The 18950-nt window shown below is 35.4% G+C and carries 15 protein-coding genes and 1 riboswitch; of the genes, 10 read left to right on the top strand and 5 right to left on the bottom strand.

Features of this window, described 5'->3' with window-relative positions:
* The 3 genes from PF272_RS08845 to tnpA form a co-directional block, all read left to right on the top strand.
* Nucleotides 1-1113 (top strand): NapC/NirT family cytochrome c (locus PF272_RS08845; protein WP_413789444.1); only part of this gene is annotated, 1113 nt, incomplete at its 5' end.
* A gap of 59 nt (nucleotides 1114-1172) precedes the next feature.
* Nucleotides 1173-1305, top strand: a riboswitch (molybdenum cofactor riboswitch).
* 71 nt (nucleotides 1306-1376) lie between these two features.
* Nucleotides 1377-3854, top strand: a complete 2478-nt coding sequence (gene torA, locus PF272_RS08840) for a trimethylamine-N-oxide reductase TorA (protein WP_271142466.1) — start codon at nucleotides 1377-1379, stop codon at nucleotides 3852-3854.
* Nucleotides 3855-4077: 223 nt separating this feature from the next.
* The gene (gene tnpA, locus PF272_RS08835; protein ID WP_271142465.1) at nucleotides 4078-4542 is read left to right on the top strand and encodes an IS200/IS605 family transposase; all 465 of its coding nucleotides are present in this window, start codon (nucleotides 4078-4080) and stop codon (nucleotides 4540-4542) included.
* A gap of 100 nt (nucleotides 4543-4642) precedes the next feature.
* Here the strand turns inward: tnpA and paeA are convergent, their stop codons facing one another.
* Nucleotides 4643-5968, bottom strand: a complete 1326-nt coding sequence (gene paeA / locus PF272_RS08830) for a polyamine export protein PaeA (RefSeq protein WP_271142464.1) — start codon at nucleotides 5966-5968, stop codon at nucleotides 4643-4645.
* Between the two features lie 210 nt (nucleotides 5969-6178).
* On the opposite strand from paeA, the gene PF272_RS08825 reads away from it, so the two are divergent.
* Entirely contained in the window at nucleotides 6179-6697 is a 519-nt protein-coding gene (locus tag PF272_RS08825; RefSeq protein WP_271142463.1) for a hemerythrin domain-containing protein, read from the top strand.
* 41 nt (nucleotides 6698-6738) lie between these two features.
* Here the strand turns inward: PF272_RS08825 and PF272_RS08820 are convergent, their stop codons facing one another.
* Nucleotides 6739-7296 (bottom strand): Crp/Fnr family transcriptional regulator, encoded by a 558-nt coding sequence (locus tag PF272_RS08820; protein WP_271142462.1) that lies wholly within the window; start codon nucleotides 7294-7296, stop codon nucleotides 6739-6741.
* 7 nt (nucleotides 7297-7303) lie between these two features.
* On the bottom strand, nucleotides 7304-8284 hold the full coding sequence (locus PF272_RS08815; RefSeq protein ID WP_271142461.1) for an ROK family protein: 981 nt from the start codon (nucleotides 8282-8284) through the stop codon (nucleotides 7304-7306).
* A 227-nt stretch (nucleotides 8285-8511) separates the two neighbouring features.
* Between PF272_RS08815 and PF272_RS08810 the strand changes: the two genes are divergently transcribed.
* The 5 genes from PF272_RS08810 (at nucleotide 8512) to PF272_RS08790 (ending at nucleotide 15648) form a co-directional block, all read left to right on the top strand.
* The gene (locus PF272_RS08810) at nucleotides 8512-9309 is read left to right on the top strand and encodes a sulfite exporter TauE/SafE family protein (protein WP_271142460.1); all 798 of its coding nucleotides are present in this window, start codon (nucleotides 8512-8514) and stop codon (nucleotides 9307-9309) included.
* Nucleotides 9310-9340: 31 nt separating this feature from the next.
* Nucleotides 9341-10540, top strand: a complete 1200-nt coding sequence (locus PF272_RS08805; RefSeq protein ID WP_271142459.1) for an anaerobic sulfatase maturase — start codon at nucleotides 9341-9343, stop codon at nucleotides 10538-10540.
* A 183-nt stretch (nucleotides 10541-10723) separates the two neighbouring features.
* Entirely contained in the window at nucleotides 10724-12418 is a 1695-nt protein-coding gene (locus PF272_RS08800; protein WP_271142458.1) for a solute:sodium symporter family transporter, read from the top strand.
* Nucleotides 12411-13859, top strand: a complete 1449-nt coding sequence (locus tag PF272_RS08795; RefSeq protein ID WP_271142457.1) for a sulfatase-like hydrolase/transferase — start codon at nucleotides 12411-12413, stop codon at nucleotides 13857-13859. The genes PF272_RS08800 and PF272_RS08795 overlap by 8 nt, the downstream gene beginning before the upstream one ends.
* Nucleotides 13860-14025: 166 nt before the next feature.
* The gene (locus PF272_RS08790; protein WP_271142456.1) at nucleotides 14026-15648 is read left to right on the top strand and encodes a phosphoethanolamine transferase; all 1623 of its coding nucleotides are present in this window, start codon (nucleotides 14026-14028) and stop codon (nucleotides 15646-15648) included.
* A gap of 60 nt (nucleotides 15649-15708) precedes the next feature.
* On the opposite strand, the gene PF272_RS08785 is transcribed toward PF272_RS08790, so the two are convergent.
* Entirely contained in the window at nucleotides 15709-17547 is a 1839-nt protein-coding gene (locus PF272_RS08785) for an ABC transporter ATP-binding protein (RefSeq protein WP_271142455.1), read from the bottom strand.
* Between the two features lie 9 nt (nucleotides 17548-17556).
* Entirely contained in the window at nucleotides 17557-18360 is an 804-nt protein-coding gene (mazG, locus tag PF272_RS08780) for a nucleoside triphosphate pyrophosphohydrolase (protein WP_271142454.1), read from the bottom strand.
* A gap of 132 nt (nucleotides 18361-18492) precedes the next feature.
* On the opposite strand from mazG, the gene uspA reads away from it, so the two are divergent.
* Nucleotides 18493-18921 (top strand): universal stress protein UspA, encoded by a 429-nt coding sequence (gene uspA / locus PF272_RS08775; protein WP_065234209.1) that lies wholly within the window; start codon nucleotides 18493-18495, stop codon nucleotides 18919-18921.
* Nucleotides 18922-18950: the final 29 nt, after the last annotated feature.

Here is an 18950-nt window from a genome sequence, read left to right as displayed (position 1 = left end):
AAAAAAGTTATTTTTGGTGGAATAGTGTGTGTATTACTAGGTATGGGCATTTTTGCTGGTACACAATATGTAATGAAAGTCACTAGTACCACAGAGTTTTGTGTAAGTTGCCATTCAATGAATTTTCCAAAAGAGGAATGGGAAGGTAGCATACACTTTTCTAACCGTAAAGGAATCCGTGCGGAATGTGCGGATTGTCATATCCCAGAAGATTCAGCATTCCATTATGTAAAAACTAAAGTAATGGCATTAAAAGATGTATGGAATACTGTTGTTGTAGATAAACTACCTGATCAAGAAGCCTATGAAATGCATCGTTTAGAAATGGCAAAAGAGGTGTGGGCTGATATGAAAGAAAATAACTCGGCTACTTGTAAAAGTTGTCATAGTGCTGAGGCAATGGAATTATCAGAGCAATCTGAATTGGCACAAAAGATGCATAAAATTGCACTAGAAACTAACCAAACATGTATTGATTGCCACAAAGGTATTGTTCATTTTATGCCAGAGGTTGAGATAGATAATAGTGCCGCAAATAGTGAGTTAACTAAACATAGTGGTGAATTTAGTCAACAGGATAAAGTGCTATATAGTTTAACTATGTCAGAAGGTACAGTATCTTCAGGAGAGAAAATTCGTTTAATGCCTTATGCTGAATTAAAGAATTGGACACTTAATGGAGACAGTATAAAAGCGACTGTTACAGGATGGCAGCAAAGTGGTGCGGAAAGTATTCTCTATATGGATTTAGGTAAACGTATCATGGTGGCATTATTAGAAGATATCTCTCAAGAAAAAGTTAAAGTAATAGAAACCGTGCATGATGATGTGACTTCTTCAGATTGGCGTAAGATCAATTTGGAAGTGGTATTACCAAAAAATAAAGTCACAGCAAATTTATTGGCACTTAATCAATTTGGTAATAATTTGAATCAAACTTATTGTAGTGGTTGTCATGCACCAATTGGCGCAGATCACTATACAGCGAATCAATGGATCGGTGTAGTGAATTCAATGAAGGATCGTACTTCATTATCGGAAGATGATGTAAGAACACTAACAATTTATTTACAACGTAACAGTAAAGATAAAGTGGTAACTTCACAACAATAAAAAGATATTGTTTAGAATTTTAAATTTGTAGGCACATCTAGAGAGTGTTATACAAATTAAAGATAGGTTGACTCCGAGCTTGTGATCCTAAGTCGAAAGATATGGAAGCAATGCCTGCAATAAATTGCACAATGGTATAGTTAGAAATGGCTATGCCACTCGTTATCAGAAAGGTGTCGCAACTTTAGTATTCACGTATATTGGTAAAAAGAAAAGTATATTTTTCTTAATACATATCGTGGGGTCATTTGGCGAGGTTCAATATGAAAAAACAAGACAAATTTAGTGCAAGCCGTCGTGATTTTATTAAACATTCTTCTTTAGGGATAGTATGTAGTGCTCCATTAGCGGGTGGAGTTGTGGGTTCTTTGTTATCTTCACCAGTAGTGGCAGCTGAACAATCTACAGTCATGACAGCTGCTCATTGGGGGCCATTAGGTGTAGTTATAGAAAATGGTAAAGTTGTAAAATCAGGTCCAGCTATTGAAGCGCCGATTGTAAATGAATTACAAAGTGTGGTTTCTGAGCAATTATATAGTGATACTAGAGTGAAGTATCCTATGGTACGTAAAGGATATTTAGAAGGAAATAAAGATACAACATTACGTGGACATGATGAGTGGGTACGTGTTTCCTGGGATAAAGCATTTGAATTAGTAGCTAATGAGATGAAACGTGTAAGGGATACTTACGGAGCAAAAGGTATTTATGCTGGTTCTTATGGTTGGTATAGCTCAGGAGCATTACATGCAGCACGTACTCTTTTACACCGTTATCTTAATGTTACAGGTGGATTTGTTGGTTCAAAAGGAGATTATTCAACTGGTGCTGCGCAAGTAATAATGCCTCATGTACTTGGAACTATTGAAGTTTATGAACAACAAACAAGCTGGGAAGATATTTTAGAACATTCTGATATTGTAGTACTCTGGTCAGCAAATCCAATAACGACTTTACGTATTTCATGGACATCAACAGATCAAAAGGGCTTAGAATACTTTAAGAAATTAAAGGAAAGTGGTAAGCGTATTATTTGTATTGATCCTGTTCGTAGTGAAAGTTGTGAATATTTAGGTGCAGAATGGATTCCAATAAATACTGCAACAGATGTACCTTTAATGTTAGGTATAGCGCATACTTTAGTAAGTGCTGATAAGCATGATAAAGAGTTCTTGAAAAAATATACTTCAGGTTATGATAAATTTGAGTCTTATCTATTAGGTAAAACAGATGGTCAGCCTAAAGATGCTGTTTGGGCAAGCAAATTAACTGGTATTCCTGTAGATACTATTAAAAAATTAGCAGAAGATTTTTCTACTAAACGTGCTATGTTAATGGGTGGTTGGGGTATGCAACGTCAACGTCACGGTGAACAAAGTCACTGGATGTTAGTTACATTAGCTTCAATGATAGGACAGATAGGGTTACCTGGAGGTGGGTTTGGATTAAGTTATCATTATGCAAATGGTGGTGTGCCAACCGTGACTGGTGGAATTATTGGTTCAATTACTGCAAATCCATCGGTCAAAGCAGGAGAAAAAACTTGGCTTGATGAAACTTCAAAAATGGCTTTTCCAGTTGCTCGTGTTGCAGATGCATTATTAAATCCAGGAAAAACAATTAAATATAATGGTACAGAAATTACTTATCCGGATATTAAATTAGTGTATTGGGCTGGTGGAAATCCATTTGTTCACCATCAAGATACAAATACTTTAGTGAAAGCGTTCCAAAAACCAGAAACTTTTATTGTTAATGAAGTGAATTGGACGCCTACAGCAAGAATGGCGGATATTGTTTTACCTGTTACAACAAGTTATGAACGTAATGATTTAACTATGTCAGGTGATTATTCAATGATGAATATTTACCCAATGAAGCAAGTAGTTCCTCCTCAATTTGAAGCAAAAAGTGATTATGATATTTTTGCTGAATTAGCGAAAAGAGCTGGTGTTGGCGAGCAATTTACAGAAAAGAAATCAGAAATGGATTGGTTAAAAGAGTTTTATCAAACAGCATTTGATGCTGCACGTAAAAACCGAGTATTAATGCCAAAATTTGAAAAATTCTGGGAAGAAAATAAACCAATTACTTTTAAAGCTAGTGAAAAAGCGAAAAAATGGATTCGTTATGAAGATTTCCGTAAAGATCCATTATTGAATCCATTAGGAACTCCATCGGGAAAAATTGAAATTTATTCTGATGTAGTTGCTAAAATGAACTATGAGGACTGTAAAGGTTACCCAAGTTGGATGGAACCAGCAGAGTTTGCTGGAAATGCGACAGCAGAAGCACCATTAGCTTTAGTAACTCCACATCCATATTATCGGTTGCATAGCCAATTAGCATATACATCATTACGTGAAAAATATGCAGTAAATGATAGAGAACCTGTATTAATTCATAAGGATGATGCAGCAGCACGAGGTATTGCTAATGGAGATATTGTTCGTATATTTAACCAACGTGGTCAAGTGTTAGCAGGAGCTGTTGTAACAGATGGTATTATTAAAGGAACTGTGGCTTTACATGAAGGTGCTTGGTATGACCCAGCCGATCTTGGAAAATCAGAAAAACCATTATGTAAAAATGGTTGTCCAAATGTTTTGACAAGAGATGAAGGAACTTCAAATTTAGCGCAAGGTAATTCACCAAATACCTGTACTGTTCAAGTAGAAAAATTTTCAGGTGAAGTACCAGAAGTAACAGTGTTTAAGCAACCTAAATACAAAGAGAGTTAATATTTATCAAATAACTATATGAATTAGTAAAGTGATTTAGATATTTCAAAATGAATGCCTACTTACTATAAGTAGGCATTTTATTATAGCTAGACGAGGTCTAGCTATAAAAACCATACGCTATGCGTATGGAGTCAAAAAGCTTAAGCGATGAAAAGAAAAATCCTCACTATATAATGAATAAGGCTGACAACCAAAATTCAAAATATAGGAGGAAATATCAATGCCCACTAAGGCTAATGACGATTTAAGTCTATCACACACCCGTTGGAACTGTAAGTATCATATAGTCTTTATTCCCAAATATAGACGTAAGGCGATTTATGGCAAATTACGAATGGATATAGGAAGTATATTAAGGCAGTTATGTGATTACAAAAGTGTAGAAATAATAGAAGCCCATGCAATGAGGGATCATATTCATATGTTATTAAAAATCCCACCGAAATTAGCTGTATCAAGTTTTATGGGATATTTGAAGGGGAAATCATCGCTGATGATATTTGAAAGACATGCTAATTTAAAATATAAGTATGGAAACCGGAATTTTTGGGCAAAAGGATATTATGTGAGTACAGTAGGATTAAATACGAAAGTAGTAGAGGAATATATAAGGAATCAGGAAAAGGAAGATATGATATCAGATAATTTATCAAAGAAAGAATATATTGACCCCTTTAAGGGGTAATGGTAGCACTATTGTGCGGTTGTCAGCTTGAGGGGCATGTGAAGCAATAGGCCCTTATAGGGTAGCCTAAAAACCGCACGTTTTACGTGCGGATTGTTATTTATTCAATTATCTCCGAAATTGCCACTGGTGGTGGAGTAACCCGAGTAACTAATAATTGGTCGATTTTATAGTGGTCAATATCGACTACCTCAAATTTAAATCCTTCAAATTCCACAGCATCAGCTGGGCGAGGAATTTTACGTAAGCGATACATCATAAAGCCAGCAATGGTTTCGTAGTTTTCCCATTCTGGGAAATCATTATCAATGGCTAATGCGTGTTTTACATTTTCAATCGGCGTTGACCCCTCAATTAGCCACGAATTTTCATCACGTTTAATAATTTGCTGATCTTCCTCTATTGGAGCAACCCAATCTCCCATAACTGTCATCATAATATCGGATAAGGTAATGACCCCAACAACTAAGGCATATTCATTCATCACCACTGCAAATTTTTCCTTAGTGGCACGAAACCGATCGAGAAGTTCAGAGAGCGTAAGTGTATCGGGAATAATTAATACATTACGGATCGTGGATTCATTAAGTTGAATAAGTGATTGATTATTTAAGATTTTAACCAAAATATCTTTGGTATCGACATAACCGATCACTTGATCAATATTTTCATTACAAACCAAGAACTTAGAATAAGGATAATCTGCAATTTTTTGTCGAATGCTTTGTTCCGAATCTTTTAAGGTAAAATAGACGACATTTTCACGAGTTGTCATACTAGAAGGGACAGTACGTTCTTCTAACTCAAATACATTTTCAATAAAATGATGCTCTTGTTGTTGTAATACCCCAGCTTGAGCGCCTGCATCCATCACCGCAGAAATATCATCGAATGTAATGTTATCTTCGCGGTTAATATTCATTTTGAATAGGCGGAATATCGTATTGGCAACGGCATTAATGACCCAAGTGAATGGCTTACACAGCATGATAAAAATATTAATTGGGCGGATTAATGTAATAGCAATTTTTTCAGGCGCAATCATTGCCATTCTTTTCGGCATTAAATCAGCAAAAAGAATAAATAATGACGTTACCAGAGTAAAAGAGAGGCTAAATCCAATCGTTTCTGCCCATTCACCTTGATAAAATTGTTCAACTAATTCAACAAAATAAGGGCGAAAAGCAGATTCACCTAAAATACCCCCTAAAATGGCTACTGCATTTAAACCAATTTGTGATGCAGCAAAAAAATCAGCAGAATTTTCTTGCAACAAGAGAACTTTATTGGCACGTTCATCACCACTTTCTGCTAACAATTTCAGCTTTATTTTCCGTGCGCCTGCGATTGAGATTTCCGAGATGGATAAGAAACTTGAGGCGGCAATTAAAGCAACAATGACAATAAGATTTTGAAATATAGTCACAAAACACCTATTTAACGTTAATAATTTACTCACCAAAAACAGAGATATTCTACTCCAAAAAGGCAAATCTGGGAAAATTACTTATCGTGATTAGTGATAGTTGTATTGTTAGTAAGATGTGAACTAAATCCACCATTCTGGGTAATTGTTTTTAAATAATGAATACCTTAGCATTTTTGTCAGATATTTTATTACCCTAAGGAGAACGTTATGAGCGAAGTATCTACCCAAGAGATCCCTTTTTCAGCAGAAGAAATTGCCCATTGGCAAGCAGCGAACTATCAAGACATTATTAACTTTATTGAATCAGGTTACCACACTCGTCATCGTGAACAGTTACCACAATTAATTGAGTTAGCTAAGAAAGTAGAAAGTGTACATAGCGACAGTAGTGTTTGTCCTACTGGCACAGCAGCAATTTTAGAAAAAATTTATCAAGATCTTGAAATGCATATGCGTAAAGAGGAACAAATTCTGTTCCAAATGATTAAAGCAGGGCAATATGCTATGGCAAGAATGCCTATTCAAGTTATGTTATCTGAACATGATGAAGCAGAAGAAGATTTAAAAACATTATTGACTGTTACTCGGAATTTAGCTTTACCAGAGGATGCATGTGGTTCATGGCAGGCGCTTTATCAAGGTATTGCAACCTTTGTAGCAGATCTAAGCCAACATATTTATTTTGAAAACGAGATTTTCTTTGCCAGAGTTTGTAACGAAAAATAAAAGCGAAACCTGTTTCAGTAAAGAAACAGGTTTTTGTCTATTTAAAGTAGGTTCTTACGGCGTAATTCTTTAGTAATTCGGATTGCTGTTTCGGTTTCGCAGCCAGTGTATTCTGCGATTTCACGATTTGTCCAATTATATTCAGGGAAGTTTTCATTAAGAAAGCAAATGCTATCAATAATTCTATCTAAACTTTTTAAATAAGCACTTTTTGCCAGCCTACTTTCTGCATCTCTTAATTCATTTGAGAGCATTTGAAATAACATACGTACAGCATTAGGGTTTTCTAAGAAAAATTTATCTAAATCTTGAGGAGTAATCCTAATAATCTCAGATTTTTTTAAGATCCTTGCGGTACAGTGGTATTTTCCATCACCAAATAGCGTTCTAAAACCAAAATAATCACCTTGTTTATAAATTCTAACTAAGCTTTCTTTGCCGTTCTCTAACATGTGATATAAGCCAACTAACCCTTTTTCAACAAAATAAAATTCATGTGATGAATCTCCTTGAATATAAAGTGGTGTCCCTTTTGGTACTGTATGTAAAGAGGTACATTGACAACATTTTAAATTATAAGGCGATAATATGTGATTCATTATGGTTCTATATCCTATAGTCATTAATAATGAGAGATGCAGCACCTTTGATGCCAGCAGAATCAAGTAATTGACCAGGTTTCATTTGAATGTTTGCTAAAGACGCAGATAACGCATAACGAGAAAGGTATGTTTTTACTTTTTGTATAATTAAATCTGCGGATTTAGAAACACCTCCAGCAAAGATAACAAGTTCTGGATCGATTGTATTTAATAAAATACCTAACCCATAGGCTAAGTATTTGCAGAACTTCTCTATGACTTCAATTGCAATGTCATCATTTTTATTATAGAAATCAAATATATGGTGAACTTCTAAATCAGATAAATGATGATAGAAGTGTTTGCTTAATATTCCTGTTTGCTTCTCAAGAATAAGTCGCTTCGTTTCCCGAAGAATTCCTGTCGCAGAAGCATAAGTTTCAAGGCATCCAGTTAAGCCACAACCACATTTTAATCCATTTTCATTAACAACAATATGACCAAATTCACCTGCACACCCGTTTACACCGGATAAGATTTTTTGATCAATAATGATACCAGCGGAAAGTCCAGTACCGATGGATATTACAATAATATTATTAAAACCTTGTCCACTGCCAAATAATAATTCCCCTAAAGCAATATTATTGACATCTTTTTCAACTTTCACAAATTTGTGAGAAATCTCTTCCATTAGTTGTTTTGCATTAAAGTTATCTCCCCAGGAGAAGTTTGATGCTCGAGAAATAATGGCTTGATTGACTACTAAACCGGGAATACCTAAGCCTATGCCAATAAGTTGATCAGTGGCAATATTCTGTGTTTTTGCCATATCTTGTACAGTTTGCCAAATGCGTGAAAAAGTTTGTTTTGCACCTTGTGAAGATAGTGTCTTAATAGAATGTTCAATCAAAATATTACAGTGATTATCCACGATACCGATTTTGGTATTAGTGCCTCCAATATCAATACCAACATAATATTCGATGAGATGATTCGGTTTCATATATTGTTTTTACTCTGTGAGAGGATATTGCTTGTGAGTTAAGTATAAAAAAGGTGCTGATAAATAATTATGATAATTATCATAAGGTTATTGTGAGATACCTCACAAATCTATATAGAGTGTTATATTGTAGATGGTTATATATTTATAACTTATCAATATGATGATGATCATAAACTAATCGTGTGAAACTCATTCATAATAAAAAAAAATCATTGGGATCGAATATGACTTTACCAATTATTATTACATTAGTGGTATGTGGCTTTTTAGCTAATTTGATGTCTGCCTTATTTGGGATTGGTGGCGGAGTGCTGATGGTACCCGTGTTGCATACGCTGTTTCCTGAAATATCTTTGCAGATGGTCGCTGCAACTTCTTTAACGATTGTAATGGGAACTTCAGTAATTAATCTAACCTATTTTATTAAACAAAAAATCCAGATTGATATAAAAAAGATGATTTTTTGGTCACTAGGAATGATCATTGGTGTACAGCTTGGCTTCTATCTTAGTTTTGATGTGTCAGATTTTGTGATTGTTGCCATTTTTGTGGTGACACTAGTGTTATTAGCGCTAAAAACATTATTGGATGTAAAAGAGGGAAGAAAAAAGCGTTGTCAGGGTAATGATATGCTACCAGGTATTTCGGCTTGCTTTTTTGGTGGCGGGATAGCAGGAATCACTGGCATTGGCGGGGGATCTATTATGTCTCCTTTGATTGCGCAATTGCCAAGTGTCAGTATTAAACAAATAGCAGTCTATACAAATTATATGATGGTAATTGGTGGCATTGGTAATTTGTATGGCTACTTATCTAAATCTTCAAATATTACTATTCCTAATTCATGGCAAGTAGGTTATGTGAATTTTAGTATTGTTTTAGTTGTAGTACTCAGCTCATTTGTAATGAGTTTCTTCTCTATGAAAATTCGAGGTAAGCTGAAACCTGAATTATCCCAAAAGTTATTAGGCTTAACCCTACTTCTTATCGCATTATATATGTTATTGTTACAATTCATTTAAATATATTTCGTTGTTCGAGGTCTGCCGTTTTATGTCACAACAGCAAAAAACTTATTTCCATATGATGGCGAAACCAAGTAGTTTTCATTGCAATATTAAATGTGAATATTGCTTTTATTTGCAGAAAGAACAGGTTCTTACTCATCGGATTAATTCAATGACAGAACAGACATTGGAAAATTATATTAAAAATTATATTGATGCATTTCCAGGCGAACGAATTGATTTTATGTGGCAAGGTGGTGAACCAACTTTATTAGGATTAGATTTTTTTAAGAAAGCGGTTACTTTACAAAGAAAATTTGCTGGGACTAAACAAATTAGTAATAGTTTTCAAACTAATGGAATAGCTTTAAATCGGCAATGGTGTGAATTCTTTAAGGAGAATCAATTTTTAATTGGTATCTCGGTAGATGGACTAGAGGATGTACATAATAAATATCGTATTTCTATCAATGGGCAACCTACTTTCGATCGAGTAAAACACGCGATTGAGTTATTAAAAACATATCAAGTTGATTTTAATACCTTAACTGTTGTGAATGATCGAAATTGGCATAAAGGAAAAGAGACTTATCAAGCATTAAAATCATTAGGTTCGACTTTTATGCAATTTATTCCTATTGTGGAAGTTGCCAATTATTCATTACAACGACAAGATTTTAATCCAGGTAAAAACTATCGAATGACACCATTTTCTGTCCCATCAGAAGGATATGGACAATTTTTATTGGATGTTTTTAATGAATGGATCAAAGAAGATATAGGTCATATTTTTATTAATATGTTTGATGATTTACTAGGACAATGGTTAGGGTTTCCATCAAGTAGCTGTGTTCATCAGCAAACGTGTGGTAAATCGATGATAGTTGAGGCTAATGGAGATGTTTATAGTTGTGATCATTTTGTCTATCCAGCGTATAAAATAGGTAATGTAAATCGTCAATCATTAACTCAGCTTGTGAATTCACCTAAGCAGATAAAATTTGGTAAAGCTAAGTTGGAAACATTAACTAAACAATGTCAGAAGTGTGAAGTGCGGCATTTTTGCCATGGTGGATGCCCGAAACATCGCATAGTTCCTTTGAAAGGAGAACAATTTAAACAAAATTATTTGTGTCCTTCCTATCAATTATTTTTCCGTCAGAGTGCTCCATTAATGTCACGTATGCGAGATATTATTCAACAAGGTGGAACAGCAAGAGAGATAATGAATATGTTATTTCGTTAATAAGAGTGGTGGAAGAAAGTATTAATAAATATGTTACTTATGTGTACTTTATCTTTAGAATTTGTGATCTTTCTCACATACCAACTATGATTATTATCATAATTAATCAATGACATGACCCCTTATCCTAGTTAATAGATATTCATCTCTTAAATATCATCTAGAAACAGTACAGGAGGCAATATGCTATTAACAATTCTGAGTTTTTTACTCGTCACTGGTGGTGTTGCGTGGCTATCGTGGCTAAAAACAAGAAATGATGATTTATCAACATCCAAAGGTTACTTTCTTGCAGGACGAGGCTTAGGTGGTTTCGTCATTGGTTGTTCAATGATATTAACTTCATTGTCAACAGAACAGATTATTGGTGTAAATGCTAACTCTTATGTTGGAAATTTTTCTATTATTGCATGGACAGTACCTACCGTAATTCCATTGTGTTTCTTAGCATTATATTTGTTGCCTAAGTATATTAGAAATGGATACACCACAATCCCAGAATTTTTTGAGAACCGTTTTGATAGACAAACTCGTTTGATTATGTCTGGGCTTTTCTTAGTGTTTTATCTTTTTATTGTGATCCCTACGGCACTTTATACAGGCGCAATAGCATTTAATAAAATTTTCAATTTAGAGGTTGCTTTTGGTATTAGTTATGGTGAATCTATTGTTTATACCATTATTGCGATTGGTATTGTGGGGGCTGCTTATGCTATCTTTGGTGGATTAAAAGCTGTTGCAGTATCAGATACTGTGAATGCAGTTATTCTTGTTATTGGTGCTATTTTAGTCCCTATTTTTGGTTTGATTTATTTAGGGAAAGGCAGCTTTATGGAAGGGTTACATATTATTGGTACAACCCATGTAGAGAAGTTTAATGCAATAGGTAGCGCGACAGATGCTGTACCTTGGCCGACAATTTTTACTGGTATTATGTTAGTGCATTTCTTCTATTGGACAACAAATCAAGCGATTGTACAGCGTGCTTTAGGTGCTAAAGATCTAAAAGCAGGTCAAAAAGGAATCTTAATTGCTGCGTTATTTTTGTTACTTTTACCAATAATTTTAAATTTACCTGGATTGCTTAGTTTCCATATTATTGGCGAAGGTTTGAATCCAATTGATTTATCTTATCCAGAATTAGTTAATCGAGTCTTACCAACTGTATTACAAGGTTTCTTTGTCGCAGCATTATTCGGCGCTATTTTAAGTACATTTAATTCATTCTTAAATTCAGCAGCAACAATTTATTGTAAAGATTTATTGCCTTCAATTAGCAAAAAAACATTTAGTGATTCAGAGTTGATTACCTATGCGAAAAAAGTTTCCGCATTTATGGCAATTATCACCATTATTATTGGACCATTATTAATGTTTGGTACAGATGGGATTTTCCTGATTACTAAACGTTTTGCTGGCTTTGTGAATATTCCTATTGTGGCTTTATTTGCTGTGGGACTATTTAATAAAACTGTTTCTGGATTAGCTGCACGTATCGCATTACTTCTTCATGTCGTTTTATATTTCTTAATCGTATGGGTATTTAATGTGAAAATTAACTTTGTTTATGTGATGGCTGCACTGTTTGTCTTTGATGTTTTAGTAATGTTAATTTTAGGCACATTCTTAAGAAGAGAAACACCTTATCAAGATAATACAGAGAATAAAAGTAATGTTGACCTTAGTAATTGGGAGTATGTTAATGTCACAGTTGCATCACTGATTTTAGGATTGATTACTCTGTATGCATTGTTATCTCCAATTGGATTAGCTTCTATGGAGGGCAAACCGTTATGGATTATTGGAGGATATTTGATTCTTCAGGTTATCTTGCTTATGGTAATTGGAAAAAATAAACAAAAGGCTAAATATGCGTAATGTAATTTATATTTTATTAGATCAAGTAAGAAAGGATATGCTAGGCCCTTATGGGCATAGCATAGTTAAAACGCCTAATATAGATAAATTGGCCAAAGAGGGTATTTGCTTTGATAATGCTTTTACACCGGCATCTGTATGTGGGCCAGCCAGAACATCTTTATTCACAGGATTAATGCCATCCTCTCATGGCATTATTAGAAATGGTGAAAAAGGAGGAACGGGCGAGATTGATGTTAAACAACCTAATATTACTAATCTTGAGGGATATAATAGTTATGTTGCGGGAAAATGGCATGTAGGTACAAAATCAGTGCCAGCAGATTATGGTATCAAAGGCCATAATTTTGATGGGTATGGATATCCAGGTAGCCGAGTCTATAAAAATCTTGTTTTTGATCAGCCTCCGACACACTCTAACCGTTATCAGGAATGGTTGATAGAAAAAGGATTTGATATTCCAGAAGTTAGCCGAGCTTATTTTGGTGATAATCTTCATTTGCGAGTTCAAGAATTATGTGGATTATTGTCAGGTAACAAAGAGCAAACCATTCCTTACTTTATTATTGATGAATCTAAGCGGTTTATCCAAGAATCTCTGGATGAAGGGAAACCGTTTTTTACCTGGATAAATTTCTGGGGACCACATACCCCCTGTATTGTGCCTGAACCTTATTATTCTATGTACGATCCAAAAGATGTAGTATTGGATAAAAGTTTCTTTAAACCGCTTGAAGGAAAGCCAGGACATTATAGAACTATTTCTAAAATGTGGGGAATGTGGGAAGCGAGTGAGGAACACTGGAAAGAGGTTATTACAAAATTCTGGGGCTATATTACATTGATTGATGACGCGATAGGGGAGTTATTTAAATTCTTAACAGAAAAAGGGTTATATGATGAAACCTTTATTGTGATAACGGCTGACCATGGTGATGCAATGGGACATCATCGGATGATTGAGAAAGGGGAGTTTATGTTTGATAGCACTTACAATATCCCTCTAATAATTAAGGATCCGTTGTCCACGCGAGTAAATCAACGAGATGATAATCTGGTATATCTGCATGATTTAACTTCAACTGTCTATGATGTGGTTAAACAGCCAATACCGGCTGAATTTGAAGGAGAAAGCTTATTACCAATAACACGTCAGCATAAAAACAATAATCGTAAAGGGTTATTAGCACAATTAGCAGGGCATTTTGTTTATTTTGAACAACGAATGTGGCGGCGAAAAGATTATAAGCTAGTTTTTAATGCGAGCGATGTATGTGAACTTTATGATGTTGTCAAAGATCCAGAAGAAATGGAAAATCTCTTTTATGATGAGCGTTATACCGCAGTGAAGAAAGAGATGTTAGAAGAGATGCGTATTGAGATGCAAAAAATTAACGATCCATTAGAAAATTGGGTATATCGTATTATTAATGAACTATAACGTTTCATTTTATTAAGCAAAACCTGCGGAGAGATAGAATCTTGATGCAGGTTTTTTATTAATAATTTAGAGGTAATTATCTTGAATATTAAGAACTTTTTACTCACAATCCTGTCAAACCAGCTCTTTACTTTCATTATCTAATACTACGGGGTTTATTGAACTTATGCGAATAGGAACATTTTCTTTACGATCAACGACGTTGATTGCTTTAGTGTCCCTTTATTTCACATTAATTCTAAATTACGCATTCTATGCAAAAGTGTTGACAATTTATCCTTTTACAGGGGCAGCAGAAGATTATTTTTTATTGACTGTCCCGTTTTTCGTCTTTTTTGTGTTAAATGCGGCTTTCCAACTTTTAGCCTTACCGGTTTTACATAAACTGATAATTCCTGCTTTACTGATTATTAGTGCAGCGATTGGTTATAGTGAAATTTTTCTTGATGTCTATTTCACGACAGATATGTTGGAAAATGTATTACAAACCAATTTTGCAGAAACATCACGAACCGTTACTTTGCCTTATTTACTTTGGATTCTTGGTTTTGGTGTATTGCCGGCGATTCTCTATCTATTGGTTAAAATAAATTATCATCGTTGGTATAAAGAGCTTGCCTATCGGGTAGGGATGATTGTGCTATCTGCTGTGGTGATTTTAGGCATTGCAAAAGGCTTTTATCAAGATTATGCAGGATTCGTCCGAAATAATAAGAGTGTGCCTGCTTTAATTGTGCCATCTAATTTTATTAGTGCGAGTGTGAATGAAATCAAGCGAATTCGTCAGGCAAATATGCCATACACACAGTTAGGCTTAGATGCTGCACAAGAGAAGCCAGATGATTATCGTCATTTAACCGTTCTTGTTGTGGGTGAAACAACACGCGCTCAAAATTGGGGATTAAATGGTTATCAACCACAAACAACGCCATTATTAGCAGCACGGGGCGATCAAGTTATTAATTTTAAAAATGTGACGAGTTGTGGAACGGCTACGGCAGTTTCTGTGCCTTGTATGTTTTCAGGAATGGGAAGAGAGCATTATGATTCTGTTAAGGCTTCCCACCAAGATAATATTCTCGATGTGCTACAACGTGCTGGCGTGGATGTGATCTGGTTAGATAATGATAGTGGTTGCAAAGGTGTTTGTGATCGTGTGCAAAGTAAAGATATTACGGCATTAAATGATCCTAATTACTGTAAAGATGGAGAATGCTTAGATAATGTGTTGTTGCAACACGTTGATGAGGTTATTCGTAATATGAAGAAAGATACAGTGCTTGTATTGCATACGATTGGTAGCCATGGACCAACTTATTATGAACGTTATACACCAGAATATCGTCGTTTTACTCCAACGTGTGATACGAATGAAATTCAGAAATGTACAAATGAGCAATTAGTGAATACTTATAACAATGGTATTCTCTATATTGATCAATTCTTAGATAAGGTAATTCAGAAGGTTGATGCGCATCCTGAATTAGAAGCTGCGGTTTATTATCTTTCAGATCATGGGGAATCTTTAGGTGAAAATGGCGTGTATTTGCATGGAACACCGTATGCGATTGCACCAGATCAGCAAACGCATGTGCCAATGATTATGTGGTTCTCAGAACGTTTTAGAGAGAATGAACATATTGATTTTGACTGTTTAAGAAAAAATGCAGCAGAAAAATCTTATTCTCAAGATAATTTATACAGTACGTTATTTGGTTTAATGGATATGAATCCAAGTACATCAGTCTATCAGAAAAATCTTGATATTATTGCTCAGTGCAAGAAGTAGGATTGAGGATTAGAAAGGATAACAGCACCTTAAAATTTTATTAAGGTGCTGTTTTTTTAGCTAGTTTTCACTTAAGAAACCACCACTTTGGTGTTTCCATAATTTGGCATACAGTCCATTTTTCTCGAGCAATTCTGTATGTGTTCCTTGTTCAACAATTTGTCCTTGATCTAACACAATCAAGCGATCCATTGCGGCAATAGTCGATAAGCGATGAGCAATCGCAATCACAGTTTTGTTTTCCATCATCTTATCGAGGCTTTCTTGGATTGCTGCTTCCACTTCAGAATCTAATGCACTAGTTGCTTCATCTAATAATAAGATTGGCGCATCCTTGAGCATAACTCGAGCAATCGCAATACGCTGACGCTGACCACCAGAAAGTTTTACCCCACGTTCACCAACGTGTGCATCATAACCATGACGACCTTGAGCATCACTTAATGTTGGAATAAAGCCTGCCGCTTCAGCACGCTCAGCAGCAGAGATCATTTCAGCTTCAGTTGCGTCTGGACGACCATAGATAATATTGTCACGAACAGAACGATGTAATAAAGAAGTATCTTGGGTGACTAAGCCAATTTGGCTGCGTAAACTTTCTTGGCGAACATCACAAATATTTTGTCCATCAATCGTAATATTACCTTGATTAGCTTCATAAAAGCGGAGTAGTAAATTAACGATGGTAGATTTACCTGCACCTGAACGCCCAATTAAACCCACTTTCTCACCTGGTTTAATCGTTAAATTGAAATTAGTAAGAAGTGGTTTATCTGCTTCATAGGCAAAACTAACTTGATCGAATTTGATTTCACCTTGGGTAACGGTGAGATTGCTGGCGTTAGTTTTATCAACGATTGTATGTGGTTTTGATAAGGTATGCATACCATCATTCACTGTACCAATATTTTCAAATAAGCGAGCGGCTTCCCACATAATCCAGCGAGAGAGATTATTGACACGTAATGCCATCGCAATAGCGGTAGCAATCGCGCCTACACCTGCTTTACCATGACTCCATAACCATAACCCCAATAATGCGGTGCTTAATGTTAAAAGAATATTAGTAAAATAAGTGAGGGTTTCTAATGATGTAGCTAACCGCATTTGTGCGTGAACTGTTACCATAAATTCTTGCATTGAACGTTTGGCATAACTGGCTTCACGCAAACCATGTGAGAACAGTTTTACCGTAGTAATGTTAGCATAGGCATCAGTTACTCGTCCTGTCATCAGAGAACGTGCATCGGCTTGATGTTCAGCGGTATAAGCTAATTTTGGGATAAAGATTTTTAGAATGATCGCAAATACTGCTAACCAAATGAGAAATGGAATGACAAACCAGCCATCTAAGGTCATTAATACTGCACCAGATGTAATAAAATAGACGGTAACATAAGTCATTACATCAGCAATAGCGAGTACGGTATCGCGCACAGCGAGTGCAGTTTGCATCACTTTTGCAGAAACACGTCCAGCAAATTCATCTTGGTAGAAACTTAAGCTTTGTCCTAACATTAGACGGTGAAAGTTCCAGCGTAAACGCATTGGGAAAACACCTTGCAAAGTCTGTAAATGGACATTGGCAGCAATAAATGACCAGAGAATACTAAATAGTAATACGCCAGCCATGGCAAGAAGTTGCAGATTTTTTTCTTGCCATAATTGTTGTGGCGAATATTGTGATAACCAATCCACCAATATTCCCATAAATTGGAATAACACGGCTTCCATTACCCCAATTCCAACTACCATAATGGTAAGTAGTAAGATCCAACCTCGCATACCGTCCATACAAGACCAAATAAATTTGATCAAACCATGACGTGGTATGTTTGGCATTTCATCTGGATAAGGATTAATACGATTCTCAAACCATGAATAAATACGGTTAAACATAGATAATTGTTATTCTCCTTGTTTTTGTTTTTCTTGTTGTTTAACTTGATCCCAAAGTAAGTCCATTTCTGTGAGCGTAACTTCTTCTAAATCACGCCCCGAGAGGACAATTGTTTGCTCCACCTGACGGAAGCGGCGTTCAAATTTTAGATTCGCTTTGCGTAAAGCTTCTTCTGGATTAACGTGTAAATGTCGAGCAACATTCACTGTGGCAAAAAGCAGATCGCCAATTTCTTCTTCAATCGCAGATTGATTTTGTTGTGTTTTTTGTAGTTCCTCGCGAACTTCTTGTAATTCTTCTTCAACTTTTTGTAGCGTTAATTCTGTTTCTGACCAATCAAAGCCGACTTTGGCACAACGTTTTTGCAATTTTGCAGCGCGTAATAAAGAAGGTAATGCAGAAGGCACATTATCAAGAATTGAGAATTGTTGTTTATCATGGCGTTCTTGTTGTTTAATATTTTCCCAATTCTTTAATACTTCTTCACTGGTATTAGCATGAACTTCGCCAAATACGTGTGGATGGCGACGAATAATTTTATCGGTAATGCCTTGAATGACATCATCTAATGTAAAAGCACCTTCTTCAGTTGCTAATTGACTTAGAAAGACAACTTGCATCAGTAAATCGCCGAGTTCTTCTTTTAGTTCTTGGCGATCATCTTGGTTAATTGCTTCAACCACTTCATAAGCTTCTTCTAAGATATGTGGTGGCATAGTTTGGTAGTTTTGTTCTAAATCCCAAGGGCAACCGGTTTGAGGATCGCGTAATTGAGCGATAACCTCTGCAAATTTTTCTAATTTCATTCCCATTGTTTACTCCATTTTAGAATTAATTTGGATTTGTTTTGCATAGCGTGATCGACCGCAAATTTTTTACTGCTATTTAGTGTTAGTATAATACCAAGCTTATTCGATTAGCTGATTATAAATGGAGGAATCATTATGTATAAGCATGTTCTTGTCGCAGTAGACCTTTCAGAAGAAAGTAATGTCTTATTAGCAAAAGCAGTTCAAGTTGCTAAAAACAATAGCGCTAAACTATCCATTATTCATGTCGATGTTAATTTCTCCGACCTCTATACTGGGTTAATCGATGTAAATATGTCTTCTATGCAAGATCGTATTTCAGATGAAACTCATGATGCGCTCGTTGAACTCGCAAAACAAGCTGGCTATCCAGTAACAGAAACCCTTTGCGGCAATGGCGATCTTGGTACAGTATTAGCAGACGCCGTAGATAAATATGATGTCGATATTCTTGTTGTCGGTCATCACCAAGACTTTTGGAGTAAATTAATGTCTTCAACTCGTCAAGTCATGAATAATATTGACGTTGATATGTTAGTTGTACCATTAAAAGACGAAGAATAAATTATAACCTGAAAAAGCCTCTGTGTCAG

This window comes from Gallibacterium faecale, assembly GCF_027920745.1.
Lineage (GTDB): Bacteria > Pseudomonadota > Gammaproteobacteria > Enterobacterales > Pasteurellaceae > Gallibacterium > Gallibacterium faecale.
The sequence above is the reverse complement of the archived record's forward strand: the minus strand, read 5'-3'. Positions and strand labels throughout refer to the sequence as shown.